We start from the raw sequence: 18,492 nt of genomic DNA on the forward strand, positions 1-18,492 counted from the left end.
GCCCACCGCACATCGGTCATCTCACCGATAGCGGTACGAGCCCTTGCAGTAGCAGGCAGGGCCGGAGAACGGCGTCCTGGTCGGGCGTTCTGAGAGGATCACCGCATGACCGGCCCACGCCACGCCGCCGCCGAATCCCCCTGGCCTTTTGCCGAACCGGTCGGCCTCGACCTGTCCGATCCCGGCACCCTGCGTCGTCTGTGGGACCTTCAGCGGGCGGCCTACGCGGTCGAAGCCCGGCTCATCGGCTTCGACGGCATCCCGCCCCTGCACGAGTCCATTGAGCAGCTGCGCGCATCCGACGAGTCCTTCCTCGGGGTTCGCGATGCGTCGGGACTTGTCGGAGCGGTCGCGTGGACCCGCTTGCCGAACGGTGCTCTGGAGATCTGCCGCCTCGTGGTCCATCCCGTCGCGCATCGCCGCGGCGTGGCAACGGCCCTGCTCGACGCTCTGGACTCGGTCGAGCCGGCGGAACTGACCGTCGTCTCCACCGGAACCGCCAACCTGCCCGCGGTCGCGCTCTATCTTCGGCGCGGATTCGTCCCGGTCGGCGAGCGCGAGATCGCGCTCGGCGTCACGGTCACGCTGCTGGAACGCGAGAACGCGTCAGCGTCTCAGCCCCTCCGCAAGTCTTGAGAGTGAGGCGGGCCGGCGAACCGGTCGTCGATCCGGTGCTGCCGGGGCTGCGGCGGTCAGAACTTGACCGTCGAGACCGTGTACACCACGGGGTGGCCCGGCTCGTCGTAGCTGACCATGATGCGCTGCGACGGATGCGGTCCGCGGCTGGTGGTCGTGGTGCCCGCCCAGGGCCAGTCGACGCTGAAGTCCCAGCCGACCTTCGCCGCCTGGCCCGGCGGGATGGTCCTCCGGTCCTTCTTGAGGGCGGCGGTGCTGGTGCCGACGGCTGCGAGGTAGTGCTCCAGGCCCCACTCGTTGGTCCGGAACTGGACGAACAGCGAGCTGGTTTCCCAGGAGTTGGTCTCGTAGTAGTAGACCGGGGTCGAGCCGATGGGTACCGGGACGTTGTAGATCCGCTGCTGGACCTTGGAGGGGAAGGCGTTGGTCAGGCCGGTGGCGGCGGCCTCGGCCTCCTTGCCCTCGCCGCTGTCGCGGCTCTGCTCGGCGGAGATGACGATGTAGCCGGCCGGGATCGCGATCAGCAGGAAGACGATCAGCGCCGTCAGCAGGGGGCGGCGGCGCTTGGCCCGGGGCGGCAGGGCGGTGTGGTGGTCGTCGCGCATGGTGGGGGATTCGGTTTCGGTCATCGGCGGCCGGCCCGTTCATAGCGCTCGTAGCGCTCGACCCGGCGGCGGTTGGCACGGCGGAAGCGGCGGGCGATCAGGCGGGCGAGGTCCGCGGCGCCCACCATGCCCGCCTCGGGGCCCAACTGGGCCTTGGCGATGGTGGCTTCGGGGCGGTAGCCGCGGCCGGTGAGGTGGCGCCGGAAGGCGTCCCGGGCCGGGCCGATCAGCAGGTCGTCGGCGGCGCTGACACCGCCGCCGATGACGAAGCAGGACGGGTCGAGGGCGGCGGCGAGGTTGGCGATGCCGACGCCGAGCCACTGGCCGATGTCCTGGAGGAGCTCGACGCACATCGCATCGCCCTCACGGGCGAGCTCGGTGATCAGCGGCCCGGTGATGTCGCCGACGCGGCCGCCGACCCGCTCGATGATGTTGTACGCGACCGGGGAGTCGGCCGCGGCCAGCTCGCGGGCCTCACGGACCAGGGCGTTGCCGGAGCTGTACTGCTCCCAGCAGCCGCGGTTGCCGCACGGGCAGCGGTGGCCGCCGGGCACGACCTGCATATGGCCGAATTCGCCCGCGACCCCGTATTTGCCGCGCTTGACGGCGCCGTCCTCCAGGATCGCGCCGCCGATGCCGGTGCCGAGCGTGATCATGACGAGGTGGTCCTCGCCGCGGCCGGCGCCGAACCGCCATTCCGCCCAGGCGGCGGTGTTGGCGTCGTTGTCGACCATGACGGGGACCGCGAGGCGGCCCGCGAGGCGGTCGCGCAGCGGCTCGTTGCGCCAGTTCAGGTGCGGGGCGAAGAGGACCTTGGAGCGGTCCGCGTCGACCCAGCCGGCCGCCCCGATGCCGACCGCGTGCACGTCGTGCCGGTCGGAGAGGTCGAGCACCAGCTCGGTGATGGTGTCCTCGACGACCTTGGGGCTCTTGGACTTGTCCGGGGTCTCGGTGCGGACCTTCTCCAGGATGGTGCCGTCCGCATCGACCACGCCCGCCATGACCTTGGTGCCGCCGATGTCGATGCCCACCGTCGGCACGCGCGGGGCGGTCAGGTGCGAGCGCCGCTCGCGGGTGCCGACCGTGCGCAGCACGGTGGCCCTGGCCGATCCCCGGTGCACCCGGTCCCGGTACATGCTCATCGACCCACCTCTTCGCCGTTGCTCCCCCGGTGCCGGACGGGCGTGGGTGGTTCCCCCATGCGGTGGCTGCGTGCTCGCAAGAGTCGTCTCGTCCCTAGGGGGTCTCGGGAGGCCGGGGCCTCGGCGTGCGGGTCCGGTGCGATTGTGCATCACCGGCGGCGTCCGGCGCACCGCGACCGGCAGTGCCGCGCCCCGCGCGGCCGGGCGGCCGGTGCGGGGCGCGGCACCCTGCTGACCTGCTCAGTCGGGCCGGTGGCCGCCGGGGAATTCCGGGGTGGCGGTGCGGGCCAGCTCGTGACTGAGTTGTTCCAGTTCGCTGCCGCCCGCCATTTGACGGGTCAGCTCCTCCAGGGCGATCTCCTTCTTGGTGTGGCTGCCGGCCATCGTGCCGCGCTTGAGGAGGACGAAGCGGTCGCCGACGAGGTAGGCGTGGTGCGGGTTGTGCGTGATCAACACCACGCCGAGGCCGGCGTCCCGGGCGGCCGCGACGTACTTGAGGACGACGCCGGACTGCTTGACGCCGAGTGCCGCGGTCGGCTCGTCCAGGACCAGGACCTTGGCGCCGAAGTAGACGGCGCGGGCGATGGCCACGCACTGCCGTTCGCCGCCCGAGAGGGTGCCGATGGGCTGGTCGACGTCGCGCAGGTCGATGCCCATCCGCAGCAGCTCGCTGCGGGTGGTCTCGCGCATCGTCGCCACGTCGAGGCGCTTGAAGGGGCCCACGCCGGTGGTCTGCTCGGAGCCGAGGAAGAAGTTCCGCCAGACCGGCATGAGGGAGACGACGGCGAGGTCCTGATAGACGGTGGCGATCCCGCGGTCGAGGGCCTCGCGCGGGGAGGCCAGGGTGGTCTCCTCGCCCTCGATCGTGAAGGTGCCGCGGTCGTGCCGGTGCAGCCCGGCGATGATCTTGATGAGGGTGGACTTGCCGGCGCCGTTGTCGCCGAGCACGCAGGTGATCTCCCCCGCGTGCACCTCCAGGGACACGCCCTCCAGTGCCCGGACGTTGCCGTAGTACTTGCTGACGTCGGTCAGCTCGACCAGCGCTGTCATGCCTTGTCCTCCGCCCGCTTGCGGACCCATGCGTTCAGGAGTGTGGCGAGCAGCAGCATCGCGCCGAGGAAGAACTTGTACCAGTCCGGATTCCACTGCGCGTAGACGATGCCCTTGCTGGCCATGCCGAAGATGAAGGCGCCGACGGCGGCGCCGATCGCCGAGCCGAAGCCGCCGGTCATCAGGCAGCCGCCGACCGCCGCGGCGATGATGTAGAGGAATTCGTTGCCGACGCCGTCGCCGGACTGGATCGCGTCGTAGGAGAACAGCAGGTGCTGGCCGGAGATCCAGGCGGCGAAGGCAACGCCCATGTAGAGGCCGATCTTGGTCCTGGTGACCGGGACGCCGACCGCCCGCGCGGCGTCGGCGTTGCCGCCCACCGCGAAGATCCAGTTGCCGACGCGGGTGCGCAGCAGGACCCAGGTGGCCACGGCGACCAGCGCGATCCACCACACGATGGTGACCTGGATGTCGACGCTGCCGACGGTCAGGTGCGAGGCGAAGAGGGCCCGGGCCGATGCGAAGCCCTCCATGTCGGCGATGGACTTCGTCGAGACGGTGCCGCTGATCAGTTTGGTGAAGCCGAGGTTGAGGCCGGTCAGCATGAAGAAGGTGCCGAGCGTGATGATGAAGCTGGGCAGCTTCGTGCGGGTCAGCAGGAATCCGTTGAACGCCCCGATGGCGAGGGTGACCAGCAGGGACACCCCGACACCGACCCAGGTGTTGGCGGTCATCTGGTAGCTGAACATCGACGAGATCAGCGCCGAGCTGACGACCATCACGCCGGCCGAGAGGTCGAATTCCCCGCCGATCATCAGCAGTGCCACCGGTACGGCCATGATCCCGATGGTCGAGGAGGCGTAGAGCACGGTGGACAGGCTGGACGCCCGCAGGAAGGGCTCGGCGACGATCGAGAAGAAGACGAAGACCGCGGCGGCGCCGACGACCGAGCCCAGTTCGGGGCGGCCCATCAGCCGGCGGGCCAGGGAGCGGTGCAGCAGCCGTTCGTCCTGGACGGGTGCCTTGAGGGTGGCGGTCATCGGGTACCCCGCTTCGTGTAGTCCTGCAGGGCGCCGGCGTCCTTCTTGGTGATCACCTGGGGCCCGGTGAGCACCGGCTTCCCGCCGCCGAGGGTGTCGGAGTTGTACTTGTACAGCCAGAGCAGGTCGACCGCCTCGTAGCCCTGGAGGTAGGGCTGCTGGTCGACGGCGAAGCCGAGGGTGTCGTCCTTGAGGCCGGCCGCGACCTGGGCGTTGAGGTCGAAGGTGTCGATCTCGGCCTTGCTGCCGGCCTGTTCCCTGGCCTTGACGGCGGTGGGCGCGAAGGGTGCGCCGAGGGTGACCACGGCGTCGATGGACGGGTCGGCCTGGAGCTTGGACTCGATGGAGGACTGCACGTCGGGCATGTTGGTGCCCTCGACGTAGAGCTTCTCCAGCTTGCCCTTGAAGGTCTTGGCGGCGCCCTCGCAGCGCTGTTCGTGGCCGACGTTGCCCTGTTCGTGCAGGACGCACAGGGCCTTCTTGCGGCCGCGCCGGTTCAGCTCGTCGCCGACCGCCTCGCCGGCCACCGTCTCGTCCTGCCCGATGTGGGTGAGCGCGCCGAACGCCTTGGACTCCTCGGCGCCGGAGTTGACGGTGATCACCGGTATGCCGGCCTTCTCGGCCTTTTCGACGACGTCCTTCATGGCGTTGGGCTTGGCGAGGGAGACGATCAGCCCGTCGACCTTCTGGTCGATGTAGGACTGCACCAGCTGGCTCTGCCGCTGGGCCTCCTCGTCGTGCCCGTAGACGAACTTGATGTTGTCCTTGAGGGCGGCCTGCTGGGCGCCGTTCTGCACGATGTCCCAGAAGGTGTCGCCGTCTCCCGAGTGGGTGACCATCGCGAACGTCCACCTGGGGGTGTTCACCGCGGCCTTGCCGCCGGCGGCCTTCGCGGCGCGCTCTTCCTCGGCGCGCTTGCCGCCGGTGCTGCTGCACCCCGCCAGGGAGGCGCCGAGCACCGCCGCCAGCACGGCGCTCACGACGCGTCCCCTTCTTCGAACCCTTGCCACGAGGACTCGCCCTTCCCGCTGATCTCGCCGTGTCGGCTGCGTCGGTCGTATTCGCTGTGTGGGCCGCCCGGTCCGGGCGGGTGCGGTGCCGCACTCCGGCGCCGGCCGGCCGGGGCCAACCGGCCAAGTATCCGTTACCGGTGATCTGTCCCGGTTCATGGGGTCGTCCCGTCTTCCCTCTGCTCTCACCTGGTGCCTCGCCCGGTGTACTCGGTCAGCTGGGGCACGTCCTTCTGGGTCACCAGCGCGGGCCCGGTGAGCACCGGCTTCCCGCCGCCGAGGACGTCGGCGTTGGTCTTGTGCAGCCAGAGCAGGTCGACCGCCTCGTAGCCCTGGAGGTAGGGCTGCTGGTCGACGGCGAAGGTGACGTCCTTGGCCTTGAGCAGCTTGACCACGGCGCCGTTCAGGTCGAAGGTCGCGATCTGCGCGCGGCTGCCGGCGTCCTGCTTGGCCTTGACCGAGAGCGCCGCGATCGGGGCGCCGAGCGTCACGATCGCGTCCAGCGACTTGTCGGACTGCAGCTTGGCCTCGATCGAGGACTGGGCGGCGGGGGCGTTGGTGCCGTCGACGTTGAGGTTCTCGACGGTCCCGTGGAAGCCCTTGCGGACGCCCGCGCAGCGGTCCTCCAGCGACACGTTGCCCTGCTCGTGGAGGACGCAGAGGACCTTCTTCGCCCCCCGGTGGTTCAGCTCCTCGCCGACCGCGCGGCCGGCCACCGACTCGTCCTGCCCGATGTGGGTGAGCGCCCCGTACGCCCGGGAGAACTCACCGCCCGAGTTGATGGTGATCACCGGGATGCCGGCGGCCTCGGCCTTGCGGACGGCCGCCTTGACGGCCTGCGGCTTGGCGAGGGTGACGATCAGCCCGTCGACCTTCTGGTCGATGTAGGACTGGATCAGCTCGGCCTGCTGGCCGCCCTCCTTGTCGTGCGCGTAGAGGAACTTCACGTGGTCCTTGGCGGCGGCCTGCTGGGCGCCGTTCTGGACGATGTCCCAGAAGGTGTCGCCGTCGCCGGCGTGGCTGACCATCCCGATGGTCATGCGGGTGCCGCCGGCTCCCTCGTCCTTGGCGTCCTGGCCGCCGGTGGCGCTGCACCCGGCGGCCAGTGCGACGGTGGTCAGTAAAGCGGCGGCGCTGCGGAGGCTGAGCCGCCGGACGCCGGTCGTACGCACGCTGATCATCGTGGAACCGCCTTTTCTCCACGGCCGCCGGAATGCGGCTGGAGGAGTTGTAACGGCCCGCGCGGAGCCACGTCAATGCTTTGTCAGAACATTCTGACGAAAGCACATGGGCGGGCGAACGTGGACCGCGGGCGGCTCCGGCGGGGGCCCCGCGAACCGCCCGCCCCGCTCACGGCCGTACGAGCAGCTGGAACTCGAAGGCGTAGCGCGACGCCCGGTAGACGTGCGAGCCGAACTCCACGGCGCGTCCGGTGTCGTCGAAGGTCGTCCGCTGCATGGTGAGCAGCGGGGCGCCCTCGGGCTCGTCGAGCCGCTGCCCCTCCTCCGCGGTGGCGGCCCGGGCGCCGACGGACTGGCGGGCGCTGTGCAGGGTGATCCCGGCCGACCGCATCAGGCGGTACAGCCCGGTCTCCTCCAGTTCGGCGGTGTCCAGCCTCAGCAGGCCGGCGGGGAGGTGGTTGCGCAGGTGGGCGACCGGTTCGCCGTGGGTCAGCCGCAGCCGCTCGACCAGTGCGACCTCCGCGCCCTCGGCGAGGCCCAGCGCCGCGGCGACCTCGGCATCGGCCTCGGTGGTGGTGTTGAGCAGCACCCGGGTGGCCGGTTTCTGCCCGGCCGCCTCCAGGTCGTCGTAGAGGCTGCTCAGCTCCAGCGGGCGCTTGACCTGGCTGTGCACGACCTGGGTGCCGATGCCGCGGCGGCGCACCAGCAGCCCCTTGTCGACCAGCGACTGGATGGCCTGGCGGACCGTGGGCCGGGACAGCCCGAGCCGGCCGGCCAGCTCGATCTCGTTGCCGAGCAGACTGCCGGGCGCCAGTTTGCCGGTCTCGATCGCCGCCTCCAGCTGCTGCGACAGCTGGAAATACAGCGGGACCGGACTGCTCCGGTCCACGCTGAACTGAACGGGGCTCTCGGCGCCCAGGGCTTGTTCCGTATCGCGTTTCCCCACGTTCGCGAGCGTATCCGCCCGCACAGTTGACGGGAAGTCCGGAGGTCACATTGTCCGGACATGACGGGCCACCTGGGGCCGCGGCGGGCTACCAGGGCAGCGGGCGGCCGTCCCGGAAGAAGCCGCCCGTGGGGCCGTCGTCCGGCAGGATCGCCGCGTGCACGACACCGGCCGCGCCCTCGGCCACCGGCCGGCCGCCCGGCCCGCCCATGTCGGTGGCCACCCAGCCCGGACAGACCGCGTTGACCAGCACGCCGTCGGCCCGCAGCTCGGCGGCCAGCATCCGGGTCAGCGCGTTGAGCGCCGCCTTGGACGCGGTGTACGCGGGGGTGCCGCCGCCCATGTTGGTCAGCGAGCCGGCCTCGCTGGAGACGTTGACCAGCCGCGGATGGTCCGAGGCGCGCAGCAGCGGGGCGAAGGCGATCGCGGTGCGCCACGGCCCGTAGAGGTTGGTCTCGGCCACCTCGCGCACCCGCGCGAGATCGGCGGTGACGGCCCGCTGCCCGGTGTCGTAGCCGATGGCGGCATTGTTGACCAGCACGTCCAGCCGGCCGAAGCGCTCGGCGACCTCGGCCGCGGCCGCCGCCACACCGGCGTCGTCGGTCACGTCCATGGGCAACGGCCGGACGTCCCGGCCCGCCCCGGGAGCGCCGCACAGGTCCCCGGCCGCCCGCCGCACGGCGCCCGGCGAGCGTCCGGTCAGCAGCACCGTGTACCCGCGCGCCGCCAGCTGCCGGCACACCTCGCGGCCGATGCCGCGGGTGGCGCCGGTGACGAGGGCGACGGGTCCGGTGGGAGGGTCGGCGTCCATGGAGCCATCTTCCGTCCCCGACTTCCTGCGCGTCCAAGGCCGCTTCTGATAACCCATGGCTATGGACGCTCATCTGCGGGACCTGCGCTACTTCGTCGCCACGGCCGAGGAGTTGAACTTCACCCGGGCCGCCGAGCGGCTGTTCATCTCCCAGCCGGGGCTGAGCAAGCAGATCCGGCAGCTGGAGGAGGGACTGCGGGTCAGGCTGTTCGACCGCGACCGGCGCACGGTGACGCTGACCGCGTCCGGTGCCGCGCTGCTGCCCAGGGCACGGGAACTGGTCCGGCTCTGGGACGAGACGCAGCGTGCGGTCAGCGACGCGGCCGCCGCGGAGGCCGCCGTGCTGACCCTGGGCATCTCGACGAGCACCGGCCGCGGGCTGCTCCCCGCGATCCGCGCACGGCTCGCCGAGCGCCGCCCCAACTGGCGCCTCCAGGTACGGCAGATCGACTGGGCGGACGCCACCGCCGGGCTCGCGGGCGGCGAGACGGACCTGGCGCTGCTGTGGCTGCCGTTCCCCGGGCAGGAGGCGTTCGCCGTGCACGTCGTGGCCACCGAACCGCGGTGGGTGGCGCTGCCGGCCGGCCACCGGCTCGCGGCGGCCGACGGGATCCCGTTCGCCGCGCTGCTCGACGAACCGTTCCTGGCACTGCCGGAAAGCGCGGGGATCCTGCGGGACCACTGGCTCGCGGTGGACGAACGGGGCGGCCGGCCGGTGCGCATCGGCGGGGTGGTCGCCAACGCGGACGAGACCTTCGAGGCGGTGGCCGAGGGCCTCGGGGTGGTCCTGCTGGCGGCCGGGAACGCCGAGATCTACCGGCGCCCGGGCGTCGTCGCCCGCCCCGTCACCGGCCTGGCGCTCTCCCAACTCGCGCTGGTCCGCCGCCCGGACGACCACCGCACCGTGCTGCGCGACGTCCTCGACGCCGTCCGGCACCACGAATCACCGCCCGCCACCCCCTGACCGACCGCACCCGTCCGCACGTCCGCACGTCAGCTGTGAGGAGTTCCCATGTCCGTACGCCGGGTCGTCCCCGACCTCCGGTCGACCGCCCTGGAGGAGAACCGCGACTTCTACGGGCTGCTCGGCCTGGAGGAGGTCATGAACCAGGGCTGGGTCATGACACTGGCCTCGCCGGCCAACCCCACCGCCCAGCTCACCTTCCTGACCGCGGACCGGACCGCTCCGGTCACCCCCGACCTCAGCATCGAGGTCGACGACGTGGACGCGGTGCACGCTGCCCTGCGGGCCGCGGGCGCCACGATCGTCCGGCCCCTCGCGGACGAGGAGTGGGGCGTACGCCGCTTCTTCGTCCGCGACCCGGACGGACGGATCGTCAACGTCCTCGGGCACACGGTCAGTCGTCCCTGACGGCGAACGGACCGCCGTCCCCGAAGACGCGCTCGGCGAACCGCTCGCCGATACGGCGATGACCGGCCGGGTCCGGGTGCAGCGCGTCCGGCAGCGGCAGTTCGGCGTGGTCCTCCTCGCCGTAGAGCACCCGGCCGTCGAGGTAGTGCAGGTTCGGATCGTCGGCCGCCCGCGCGGCGGTGACCCGGACCAGCTCGTCCCGGATGCGGTTCAGCGTGAGGCGCCCGGGGTCCTTGGGGTCGCCGAGGGCGGTGAAGCGCAGCGTCCCGGAGCTGAAGTCCGGCGCGCCGGGCCCGGGGGTGTCCTCGTGCACCGGGCACAGGACGGCCGACACGACCAGCAGCGGCGCGGTCGGGTGCCCCTCGCGGATCGTGTCGAGGAAGCCGTGCACCGCCGGCCCGAAGGCGCGCAGCCGCATCAGGTCGTGGCCGACCAGATTGATGCCGATCTTGACGCTGATCAGGTCCGCCGGGGTGTCCCGCATGGCGCGGGCGGTGAACGGGTCCAGCAGCGCGTTGCCGCCGAAGCCGAGGTTGATCAGCTCCACCCCGCCGCGGGCGGCGGCCAGCGCCGGCCAGGTCTCGGTCGGCCCCTCGGCGGAGGAGCCGTGGCTGATCGAGCTGCCGTGGTGCAGCCAGACCCGGCGGCCGCGGTCCGGGGCGGCCTCGACCGGTGCGTCGGTGCGCAGCGCGATCAGCTCGGTGGTCTCGGTCTGCGGCAGCCAGATCTCGATGTCCTTCATGCCGGCGGCCAGACCGCCGAAACGGAGGGTGCCGGGCGGGCCGGGACGGGTGACGATCGCCTGGGTGGCCAGGTCGATGGTGCGGACGTTGCCGGCCGCGACACCGGCCCGGGCGGTGAACCGGCCGTCCACGACCAGGTCGTACACGCCGTCCGGCTGGGGCGGGGCGCCCTCGTAGACCGTCTTCGTGGGGAGTGTGTCCAGCTCGACGGCGGTGGCGCGGGTGCGGAAGACCAGCCGTACGCCGGAGGGCTGGGACTCGACCATGGACAGGTAGTCGTCGGGCCACTGCTGACGGGCCCACGCGGGCAGCCGGTGCGGCAGCACGCCGTGCGCGGTGCGCTCCGCCTCCAGGGCACCGCGCAGGAGGTGCGGTTCCACGGGGGTGGTGATCCAGTCGGTCACGCCGGCCTGCCTGCGGGGCTCGGGAACGTCCTGAGGACGCCGTCGAAGGGAACGATCATGAGGACCAGCCTTCCCGCCGGATGCCCGTTTCGCACCCGCTTTTCCTCAGCCACCGCCGGCCGGACCGTTGTCCACCGGGCCGTTGAGGGACAGCGCCGTGCCCTGCGCCACCGCACACAGCCGCTCGGTGCCGTCCGCGGCGAGCACCGTCAGGTCGCACCGGCACACGGCCTGCCGGCGGCCGGCGTGGACGACCTCGGCACGGGCGCGGAGCGTACGGCCGCGCGCCGGCCGCAGGTACTGGATCGAGAAGCCGCCGGTGACGAGGGCCGGGCCCAGGGCGGTGGCCGCGGCGAACGTCAGGGTGTTGTCGGCGGCGTACGACAGCACCCCGCCGTGCACGAACCCGTACTGCTGCAGCAGTTCCTCACGGATGTCCAGCTCCAGCGTCGCCCCGCCGTCCCCGAACGCGGTGAGCCGGGCCCGCAGCAGCCTGCTGAACGGCTGCTCGTCCAGGCCCTTTTGGGCGGACGCGAGATCGAAGACCGCGGCGGGGTCGAGGGCTGTAGCTGTATCGAGGGCTGCGGCGGGGTCGGAGGCCGCGGCGGGATCGCGCCCGACGCCCGCCCGCTGGGTGTCCGTCATCACTCCCCCATCCAGGCGTTCTCGTACTTCCGGTAGGTGCCGTCGTGGGTGGCCAGATGCACCCACTGGTTCACATAGGCCGTGAAGTCGTGGTCGCTCCGGGGCAGCGCATAGGCCTTCTCGGAGAAGGTGAAGGGCTTGTCCGGGTGGACCGAGCAGAGTTCCGGGTGGAGCTTCGCCTGATAGCGGGTCTCGCTGGCGTCGGTCATCATCACGTCGGCGCGGCCCGCGATGATCTCGTGGAAGATCGTGGTGTTGTCCGGATGGACCTTCAGCGTCGCGTGCTTGATGTGGGCGCGGGCGAACTCCTCGTTGGTGCCGCCCGGGTTGACGATGACGGTCGTGCCGGGGCGGTCGATCTGCTCCAGGGTGCCGTACTTGTCCTTGTCCGCACAGCGCACGATCGGGGTCTTGCCGTCCGTGCGGGTGGGCTCGCTGAAGGCGACCGAACGGGCCCGTGCCAGGGTGATCGAGACGCCGCCCATGGCGATGTCGCAGCGCCCGGCCGCCAGGTCGCCGACCAGGCCGGCCCAGGTGGACGGGACGTAACGGGGCTCGGCGTCCAGACTGTGGGCGAGGTCCCGGGCCATGTCGATGTCCACCCCGCGGTAGCTGCCGGTGCCGGGGTCGCGGTAGCTGAAGGGGCGGTAGTCGCCGGTGGTGCACACCCGCAGCACCCCGCGCCGCGGAACGGTGTCGAGCGCCGACGCCTGCCGTCCGCGTTCGGGGGCGGGCTGTCGTGCCGGGGCGGGGGCGCCGGACGCCGCCGGGGCGGCTGTGGTGACGGCGAGCAGACAGGCGAGGGCGGAGAGGGTGACGGCACGCTTCATCGGATCTCCTGAAGCTCCTTGGGCTGCGGGGCGCGGTGCTGACGCCTCGTCGGGTGATCGCGCGCTCAGCCTGGCAGAGCCGATGATCGGCGGGAAGCCCCTGCCCGGAGACCGGAACGGCCGGCGGAACGGCCGTCCGGGAAGCCGCGAGCCGACCACCCCTCAGCCGTCGGCCCGGCGACCGTCAGCCCGTCAACCCGGCACTCCTGCGACCCGTCAGCCCATGGGCCCGTCAGCCCGTCAGCCGCCGTACAACACACTCTCCTCGTCGCCCGCCGCCCCGTCCGGGGTGGCTTCGGCGAGACGGGCGAGGAGCTCGGCGGCGCGCTTGGCGACGGTGTCGCGGTCGCCTTCGGAGAGGGCGGCGCCCATGCCGACGGCTACCGCGCCGGCGGCGATCCACTCGGGCGCGCTGTCGACCGTCACCCCGCCGGTCGGCAGCAGCGGCGCCTGGGGCAGCGCCGCGCGGACCTCCGTGAGCCAGGACGGGTCGTGGGCCGAGGCGGGGAAGAGCTTCAGGGCGTCCGCGCCGAGCTCCAGGGCGCGGACCATTTCGGTGGGCGTCGAGACGCCGGGGAAGACCGGGACGCCGTAGCGGTGGGCGGTGCGGATGACCTCGGGGTCCAGGCTGGGCGAGACCAGGAAGCGGGCGCCGGCATCGACCGCCATCCGGGCCGACATCGCGTCAAGGACCGTGCCCGCGCCGATGACCGCGTCCTCACCCAGCTCGCGCGTCAGGGTCGTGACCGCCTCCAGGGCGAAGGGGGTGGTCAGGGATATCTCCAGGGTCGTGATGCCGGCCGACAGCAAGGTGTCGGCGGTGGCGCTCGCCTCGTCGTAGGTCTTGCTGCGAACGATGGCGAATACGCGCTGCGCCAGTGCGGCCCGGGTGATCTCCCAGCGATACACGGCAGTTCGCCGTCCTTCCTTGTCTGCGACGCACCATGCCGGACCGCCCGGCCATGGCGGATACGGCACTTTCCCGGGCGTGCCGCAGCAGCTGACCCCACATGGTCCCTTGTCCGCCGATGCCCGCCCGCTCCTCGTTTCCACCGAAACGCTACCGGGAACCACCGACAATCCTCTCCCGGGGGGTGCGCCCCGCGCGCCCCTTCTGCCAAGAAATGCGAGAAGAGCGAGGTCAGAGGGGGGCGCACGGCAAAGCGGCGGCCGGGGTGCACAAGGCACCCCGACCGCCGCGGCGGATGGTGTCAGGGTCGTTCGGGCGACCCCGTGCGCCGGCTGAGCCGGTCTCAGCAGTTGCGGTCGACCAGGTCGAACGTGGAGTAGTGGTCGGCGGTGTAGTAGTCCTCGTCCTTCTTCTCGCCGGCCACGATGCGCCGGGCACCGCGGTCGGGCGAGCCCGGGGTGATGACCGTGTACTCGTGGTAGTAGCCGGTGCTCTGCTTCGGCAGGACGCCCTCGCGGTTGTCGAAGACCGTGCCGTCCTTCGGGTACGGGAAGGGGCCGCCCTTGGCGATCAGGTCGAGGGTGTCATGGGCCTGCGAGGGCAGCTTGGAGTAACAGACGCTGCCGACGTCCTTGACGTGCACGGCCGTTGCGTAGGCGGCGTGCGAGGCGGCCGGACTGGAGGGGGTGGCGGCGACCGCGGTCCCGCCGAGGAGAAGAGCCGATGCGAGGGCGCCCGCGGCGCCGATCCTGGTAATCCGTGGGGGGATTCTCATGCCTCCCAGAATGACGCGCGTAGACATGGCCCTGTCAATCCCAAACGGCGGATGTTTCCCCGGAGTTCACACGGTCACCCCAACCGGAAGCCGGAAAAATCACGATGTCCCCTCCGGCCCCCACCAGGCATGATGAGCGCGCGGACGATCACCGAGGGCGTGAGCGGACCGGCGGTGCCACGGACGGTCCGTCAGCACCGGCACGGCAACAAGAGGGAGGGTTTTCCATGCAGGTCAAGGACTTCGACCACCTGGTGCTCAAGGTGCGGGACATCGAGCGGGCGCTGGACTTCTACTGCGGGCCGCTCGGGCTGGAGCCGGTCCGGGTCGAGGAGTGGCGGGCCGGCGAGGCCCCGTTCCCGTCGGTGCGGATCAACCCCGTCACGATCATCGACCTCATCACCCACCCCGAGGACGAGGCGGGCGCGGCACCGGCCACCAACGTGGACCACATCTGTCTCGTCGTGGACCCGCTGGACTGGCAGGAGGTCATCGACTCCGGCGTCTTCACCGTCCTGGAGGGCCCGGTCGGCCGCTACGGCGCGCGCGGCGATGCCCAGTCGATCTACGTCCAGGACCCGGACGGCAACACCGTCGAGCTGCGGTGGTACCCGGAGGACGCGGACCGGTCCTGACGGGGGGTCGGGCCTGAACGGGGTCGGGCCTGACCGGGAGCCGGCCCCGACGGGGGGTCGGCCTGAACGGGGGGGCGGGCCTGAGCCTGGGTCGGGCCTGTCCCTGAGTTCCCTGGGTCGGGCCTGTCCCTGGGTCGGGCCTGACCGGGGGTCGGACACGGACGCCGGACGGGGAAGTCCGTACGGGACCGCTCGGCGGCATTCCGGACGGAACCGCTCGGCGGAATTCTGTACGGAGCCCCTCAGGGAATTCCGTACGGTGATCCCTCGTCCCGGGGGGCTTTTGCCTCTGAGGCAAAACTTTTGCCCGCCAGGCCGCATATCGCTATACCGGTGATATGTCCGAGCTCCCCGACGAGCCCCCCGGCGTTCCGCCGGCCGAGCTCCCCACCGTCGCGCCGCGCCTGCGTGACCTACGGCGACGCAGTGGCCTCACGCTGGAGACGGCGGCCCGGCTGGTCGGGCTGTCGCCCGCGCACCTGTCCCGCCTGGAGACCGGCCGGCGGCAGCCCTCGCTGCCGATGCTGCTGGCGCTCGCGCGGACGTACGGAACCACGGTATCCGACCTGCTCGGCGAGACCGCCCCGGAGCGGGACCCGATCGTCCGGGCGGACCGCGCCGAGCCCTCCGAGGCCGGCGGCTGGACGTACTGGACCGTGGGCGGAGCCGGCCGCGCCATGCAGGCGCTCCGGGTGCACGTGCCCCAACGCGCGCAGGGCGAGCTGGTGCGGGTGCACCCCGGCGAGGAGTGGCTCTACGTCCTCAAGGGACGGCTGCGGCTGACGCTCGGTGCGGCGGCGCACGTGCTGGCCCCGGGGGACGCGGCGCACTTCGACTCGCTCACCCCGCACCGGATCGCCGCCGACTCCCGGGGCGGCACGGAGCTCCTGTTCGTCCACACGCTGCTGCAGAGCGGCGCCGCCGAGCTGTGCCTGGGCGACGACGCGAGGTACCGCGGCGTGTGAGCCCGCGCGCCGCCCGAACGAAAGGACCGTACGCCGTGCCCGACCGGACCCCGGCCGATCTTCCCGCCGGCCCCTCCGCCACTCCCGCCCCTTCCCGCTACGTCGAGAACAAGCCACCCCGCGGACTGTATGTGCGGGTGTTCATCTACGTCGTCGCCACGCACGTCCTGCTGGCCTTCATGAGCCTGCTGGTGATCATCGCCAAGTCACGCTGACCGCTGGCCGCCGCGCCCGGCGGCTCCCCGGCCCCGCCCACTCCCACGAGACCACGGTCACGGCCACGCCCAGGGCCACGGTCACGGCCACGGCCGGCAACGTCCATTCCTTCGGTCCGAAAGTCCATTGCCCCGGTGTGCCCCGCGGGTGAAGCCTGCTGCCGCGCAGTCCTGGCACCAGACTCGTCCCCTACCTGTTCGCCTCACCTCGTCCCTGTACCTCGTCCCTGCACCTCGTCGCACCGAGGAGGACCGAAGGATGCACCGTACGCGCACCGCGGCGGCCACCACGCTGGCCATGACGCTGGCCGTCCTGCCCCTCACGGGCATGGCCGGACCGCCGGGCACCGGCCGGCACACGGACCGGGAGAGCACCGGCGACCGGCCCGCGGCCGCCGGCGCCATCACCCCCGTCCCGCAGTCCGCACACCGCCTGCCCGGCCGGGTGGTCATCACCCCGACCGCCACCATCGTCGCCGGCCGGAAGGCCGATCCCGCGGCACTGGAGCTGGTCGAACGGTCCCTCAAGGCCGCCGGCGCCGACCACGTCGTACGGGCCGGCCGGGCGCCCGCCGAAGGACAGTTGACGGTCTACGTGGACGGGCCGGACGCCGCGCGGGCGCTCCGCGACCTGGGCGCACAGGGCACCGACGGGCTGCCCGCCGAGGGCTACGCACTGGCCGTCGGCGCCGGCCGGATCGCGCTGGCGGGCAAGGACGCCACCGGCAGCTACTACGCCGCGCAGTCACTCCGGCAGCTGCTGCCGCACCGCGACCACCCTGGCGGTCAGGTGCCGGGCACCGCCGTACGGGACTGGCCGGCCACCCCGCTGCGCGGCGTCATCGAGGGCTTCTACGGCACGCCCTGGTCCCACCGCGCCCGGCTCGACCAGCTCGACTTCTACGGCGCGCACAAGATGAACACCTACGTCTACTCGCCCAAGGACGACGCCTACCTACGGGAGAAGTGGCGCGATCCTTACCCCACGGACCGCCTCGGGCAGCTCAAGGAGCTGGTGGACCGGGCCCGGGCCCGCCATGTGGACTTCACCTACGCCCTCTCCCCCGGCCTCTCGGTCTGCTACAGCTCGGACGCCGACCTCAAGGCGCTCACCGCCAAGTTCCAGACCCTGTGGGACATCGGCGTGCGCGACTTCGCCGTGCCGCTGGACGACATCAGCTACACCCATTGGAACTGCGCGGCCGACCAGGACAGGTTCGGCACCGGTGGCGGCGCGGCCGGCGCCGCGCAGGCCCATCTGCTCAACCGCGTCAACCAGGACTTCATCGCCGGGCATCCGGGTGCCCGCCCGCTGGAGATGGTGCCGACCGAGTACTACGACGTGAAGCCCACGCCGTACAAGAAGGCCCTCGCCACCCAGCTGGACAAGAACGTCGTGGTGGAGTGGACGGGCGTCGGGGTGATAGCGCCCACGATGACCGTCGCCCAGGCCGAGCAGGCCCGGGAGGTCTTCGGCCACCCGATCCTGACCTGGGACAACTACCCGGTCAACGACTACGTGACCAGCCGGCTGCTGCTCGGCCCGTTCAACGGCCGGGAGCAGGGACTGCCCGGCGAGCTGGCGGGGATCACCGCGAACCCGATGATCCAGCCCGCGGCGTCCAAGATCGCGCTGTACACGGTGGCGGACTACGCGTGGAACGACAAGGCCTATGACGCCCGTACCTCCTGGGGCGCCGCGCTCGACGAGCTGGCCGGCCGCGACGCGGGGACCCGACGGGCGCTGCGTGCCTTCGCCGACGCGAGCTACGCCTCCTCGCTCAATCCGCAGCAGGCGCCCGAACTGGCCGCCGCCATCGGCCAGTTCCGCAAGGACGGGAACGCCGGACGGCTGGACGCGGTGCTGCGTACCCTCCGGGACGCGCCCTCGGTGCTGCGCGCCCGGCTGGCCGACCGCGGCTTCGTCGACGACAGCGGCCCCTGGCTGGACGCGACACACGCCTGGGGCATCGCGGGACGTAGCGCGCTGGCACTGATCGAGGCGACGAAGGCGGGCGACGAGGCCCGGGCCAAGGAACTGCGGGAGCGCATTCCGGAACAGCTGAAGACCGCCAAGTCCTTCGTGTACGTGGACCTGAAGGGCAAACGGGTTCCGGTGGTGGTGGCGGACAAGGTGCTGGACGCCTTCGTCGACGACGCGGTCGCCGGCGCCGCTTTGCGGCGCCCCCGCACGTAGCTCGCCGTCCCGCGGGGCGCTGCGCTTGGCCTCGGCCCCACGTACCTGGCTGTCCCGCCGTCGGGGTTGCTCGCCGTTGCGCTTTGCGGCGCCCCGCACGTGGCCGTCTGCTGCGCCGCGGGTGGTCTCACCGTTGCGCGCTTTGCGGCGCCCCCTACGTACCCGTCTGTCCCGCCGCGGGGCTTGGTCGCCGTTGCGCTTGGCGGCGCCCCGCACGTACCCGTCTGTCCCGCCGCGGGGCGTCTCGCCGTTGCGCCTGCGGCGGGCTGGGTGGGTGTTGGGTGCGGTGACGGACCTCCGGGGCCGGTTGTGTGGACTGCTGACGCTTTACGTCCACACAACCGGCCCCACCCGCCCCGCCCCACCCCGGGGGGGGGTGT

20 protein-coding genes are annotated in these 18,492 nt (G+C 71.9%); 7 read left to right on the top strand and 13 right to left on the bottom strand.

Going from position 1 to position 18,492, the window contains the following annotated elements:
* Positions 1-105: 105 nt before the first annotated feature.
* Positions 106-636 carry a GNAT family N-acetyltransferase gene (locus AB0E02_RS30730; protein ID WP_362145212.1) on the top strand — a complete coding sequence of 177 codons (531 nt, stop codon included), beginning with the start codon at positions 106-108 and terminating at the stop codon, positions 634-636.
* Between the two features lie 56 nt (positions 637-692).
* On the opposite strand, the gene AB0E02_RS30735 is transcribed toward AB0E02_RS30730, so the two are convergent.
* From AB0E02_RS30735 to AB0E02_RS30770, 8 genes are all read right to left on the bottom strand, one after another.
* Complete coding sequence (locus AB0E02_RS30735; RefSeq protein WP_362145215.1) at positions 693-1,265, bottom strand: hypothetical protein; 573 nt, start codon at positions 1,263-1,265, stop codon at positions 693-695.
* The gene (locus tag AB0E02_RS30740; RefSeq protein WP_362145218.1) at positions 1,262-2,383 is read right to left on the bottom strand and encodes an ROK family glucokinase; all 1,122 of its coding nucleotides are present in this window, start codon (positions 2,381-2,383) and stop codon (positions 1,262-1,264) included. Before AB0E02_RS30740 ends, AB0E02_RS30735 begins: the two co-directional genes overlap by 4 nt.
* A 240-nt stretch (positions 2,384-2,623) precedes the next feature.
* A complete protein-coding gene (locus AB0E02_RS30745) occupies positions 2,624-3,433 on the bottom strand; it encodes an ATP-binding cassette domain-containing protein (RefSeq protein WP_362145221.1) in 810 nt (269 codons plus the stop codon).
* The gene (locus AB0E02_RS30750; protein ID WP_362145224.1) at positions 3,430-4,473 is read right to left on the bottom strand and encodes an ABC transporter permease; all 1,044 of its coding nucleotides are present in this window, start codon (positions 4,471-4,473) and stop codon (positions 3,430-3,432) included. Before AB0E02_RS30750 ends, AB0E02_RS30745 begins: the two co-directional genes overlap by 4 nt.
* On the bottom strand, positions 4,470-5,444 hold the full coding sequence (locus tag AB0E02_RS30755; RefSeq protein ID WP_362145265.1) for a sugar ABC transporter substrate-binding protein: 975 nt from the start codon (positions 5,442-5,444) through the stop codon (positions 4,470-4,472). Before AB0E02_RS30755 ends, AB0E02_RS30750 begins: the two co-directional genes overlap by 4 nt.
* A 224-nt stretch (positions 5,445-5,668) precedes the next feature.
* Positions 5,669-6,664 (bottom strand): sugar ABC transporter substrate-binding protein, encoded by a 996-nt coding sequence (locus tag AB0E02_RS30760; protein WP_362145227.1) that lies wholly within the window; start codon positions 6,662-6,664, stop codon positions 5,669-5,671.
* A 169-nt stretch (positions 6,665-6,833) separates the two neighbouring features.
* Positions 6,834-7,553 carry a GntR family transcriptional regulator gene (locus tag AB0E02_RS30765; RefSeq protein WP_362145268.1) on the bottom strand — a complete coding sequence of 240 codons (720 nt, stop codon included), beginning with the start codon at positions 7,551-7,553 and terminating at the stop codon, positions 6,834-6,836.
* Positions 7,554-7,698: 145 nt separating this feature from the next.
* Positions 7,699-8,421, bottom strand: coding sequence for an SDR family NAD(P)-dependent oxidoreductase (locus AB0E02_RS30770; RefSeq protein WP_362145230.1), 723 nt, complete (start codon positions 8,419-8,421; stop codon positions 7,699-7,701).
* Between the two features lie 61 nt (positions 8,422-8,482).
* On the opposite strand from AB0E02_RS30770, the gene AB0E02_RS30775 reads away from it, so the two are divergent.
* A complete protein-coding gene (locus AB0E02_RS30775; protein ID WP_362145233.1) occupies positions 8,483-9,385 on the top strand; it encodes a LysR family transcriptional regulator in 903 nt (300 codons plus the stop codon).
* A 48-nt stretch (positions 9,386-9,433) separates the two neighbouring features.
* Positions 9,434-9,793 (top strand): VOC family protein, encoded by a 360-nt coding sequence (locus AB0E02_RS30780; RefSeq protein ID WP_310726392.1) that lies wholly within the window; start codon positions 9,434-9,436, stop codon positions 9,791-9,793.
* Here the strand turns inward: AB0E02_RS30780 and AB0E02_RS30785 are convergent.
* The 5 genes from AB0E02_RS30785 to AB0E02_RS30805 form a co-directional block, all read right to left on the bottom strand.
* A complete protein-coding gene (locus AB0E02_RS30785; RefSeq protein WP_362145236.1) occupies positions 9,780-10,940 on the bottom strand; it encodes a GDSL-type esterase/lipase family protein in 1,161 nt (386 codons plus the stop codon). The two genes, AB0E02_RS30780 and AB0E02_RS30785, sit on opposite strands and share 14 nt — an antisense overlap.
* A 105-nt stretch (positions 10,941-11,045) precedes the next feature.
* Positions 11,046-11,585 carry a PaaI family thioesterase gene (locus AB0E02_RS30790; protein WP_362145239.1) on the bottom strand — a complete coding sequence of 180 codons (540 nt, stop codon included), beginning with the start codon at positions 11,583-11,585 and terminating at the stop codon, positions 11,046-11,048.
* Complete coding sequence (locus AB0E02_RS30795; RefSeq protein ID WP_362145242.1) at positions 11,585-12,415, bottom strand: transporter substrate-binding domain-containing protein; 831 nt, start codon at positions 12,413-12,415, stop codon at positions 11,585-11,587. The genes AB0E02_RS30790 and AB0E02_RS30795 overlap by 1 nt, the downstream gene beginning before the upstream one ends.
* 240 nt (positions 12,416-12,655) lie before the next feature.
* The gene (eda, locus tag AB0E02_RS30800) at positions 12,656-13,324 is read right to left on the bottom strand and encodes a bifunctional 4-hydroxy-2-oxoglutarate aldolase/2-dehydro-3-deoxy-phosphogluconate aldolase (protein ID WP_362145245.1); all 669 of its coding nucleotides are present in this window, start codon (positions 13,322-13,324) and stop codon (positions 12,656-12,658) included.
* 344 nt (positions 13,325-13,668) lie between these two features.
* Complete coding sequence (locus AB0E02_RS30805) at positions 13,669-14,100, bottom strand: ribonuclease domain-containing protein (protein ID WP_362145248.1); 432 nt, start codon at positions 14,098-14,100, stop codon at positions 13,669-13,671.
* A gap of 227 nt (positions 14,101-14,327) precedes the next feature.
* Here AB0E02_RS30805 and AB0E02_RS30810 point away from each other — a divergent pair, with 227 nt between their 5' ends.
* The 4 genes from AB0E02_RS30810 to AB0E02_RS30825 all read left to right on the top strand — a co-directional run bounded on the left by AB0E02_RS30810 (position 14,328) and on the right by AB0E02_RS30825 (position 18,112).
* The gene (locus AB0E02_RS30810) at positions 14,328-14,735 is read left to right on the top strand and encodes a VOC family protein (protein ID WP_362145251.1); all 408 of its coding nucleotides are present in this window, start codon (positions 14,328-14,330) and stop codon (positions 14,733-14,735) included.
* A gap of 338 nt (positions 14,736-15,073) precedes the next feature.
* On the top strand, positions 15,074-15,700 hold the full coding sequence (locus AB0E02_RS30815; RefSeq protein ID WP_030415135.1) for an XRE family transcriptional regulator: 627 nt from the start codon (positions 15,074-15,076) through the stop codon (positions 15,698-15,700).
* Positions 15,701-15,735: 35 nt separating this feature from the next.
* The gene (locus AB0E02_RS30820; protein ID WP_362145256.1) at positions 15,736-15,915 is read left to right on the top strand and encodes a DUF6126 family protein; all 180 of its coding nucleotides are present in this window, start codon (positions 15,736-15,738) and stop codon (positions 15,913-15,915) included.
* A gap of 259 nt (positions 15,916-16,174) precedes the next feature.
* Positions 16,175-18,112, top strand: a complete 1,938-nt coding sequence (locus AB0E02_RS30825) for a beta-N-acetylglucosaminidase domain-containing protein (protein WP_362145259.1) — start codon at positions 16,175-16,177, stop codon at positions 18,110-18,112.
* The last annotated feature ends 380 nt before the right edge of the window (positions 18,113-18,492 follow it).

It is taken from the genome of Streptomyces sp. NPDC048196, assembly GCF_040652715.1.
In the GTDB taxonomy this organism is placed as follows: Bacteria; Actinomycetota; Actinomycetes; order Streptomycetales; family Streptomycetaceae; genus Streptomyces; species Streptomyces siderophoricus.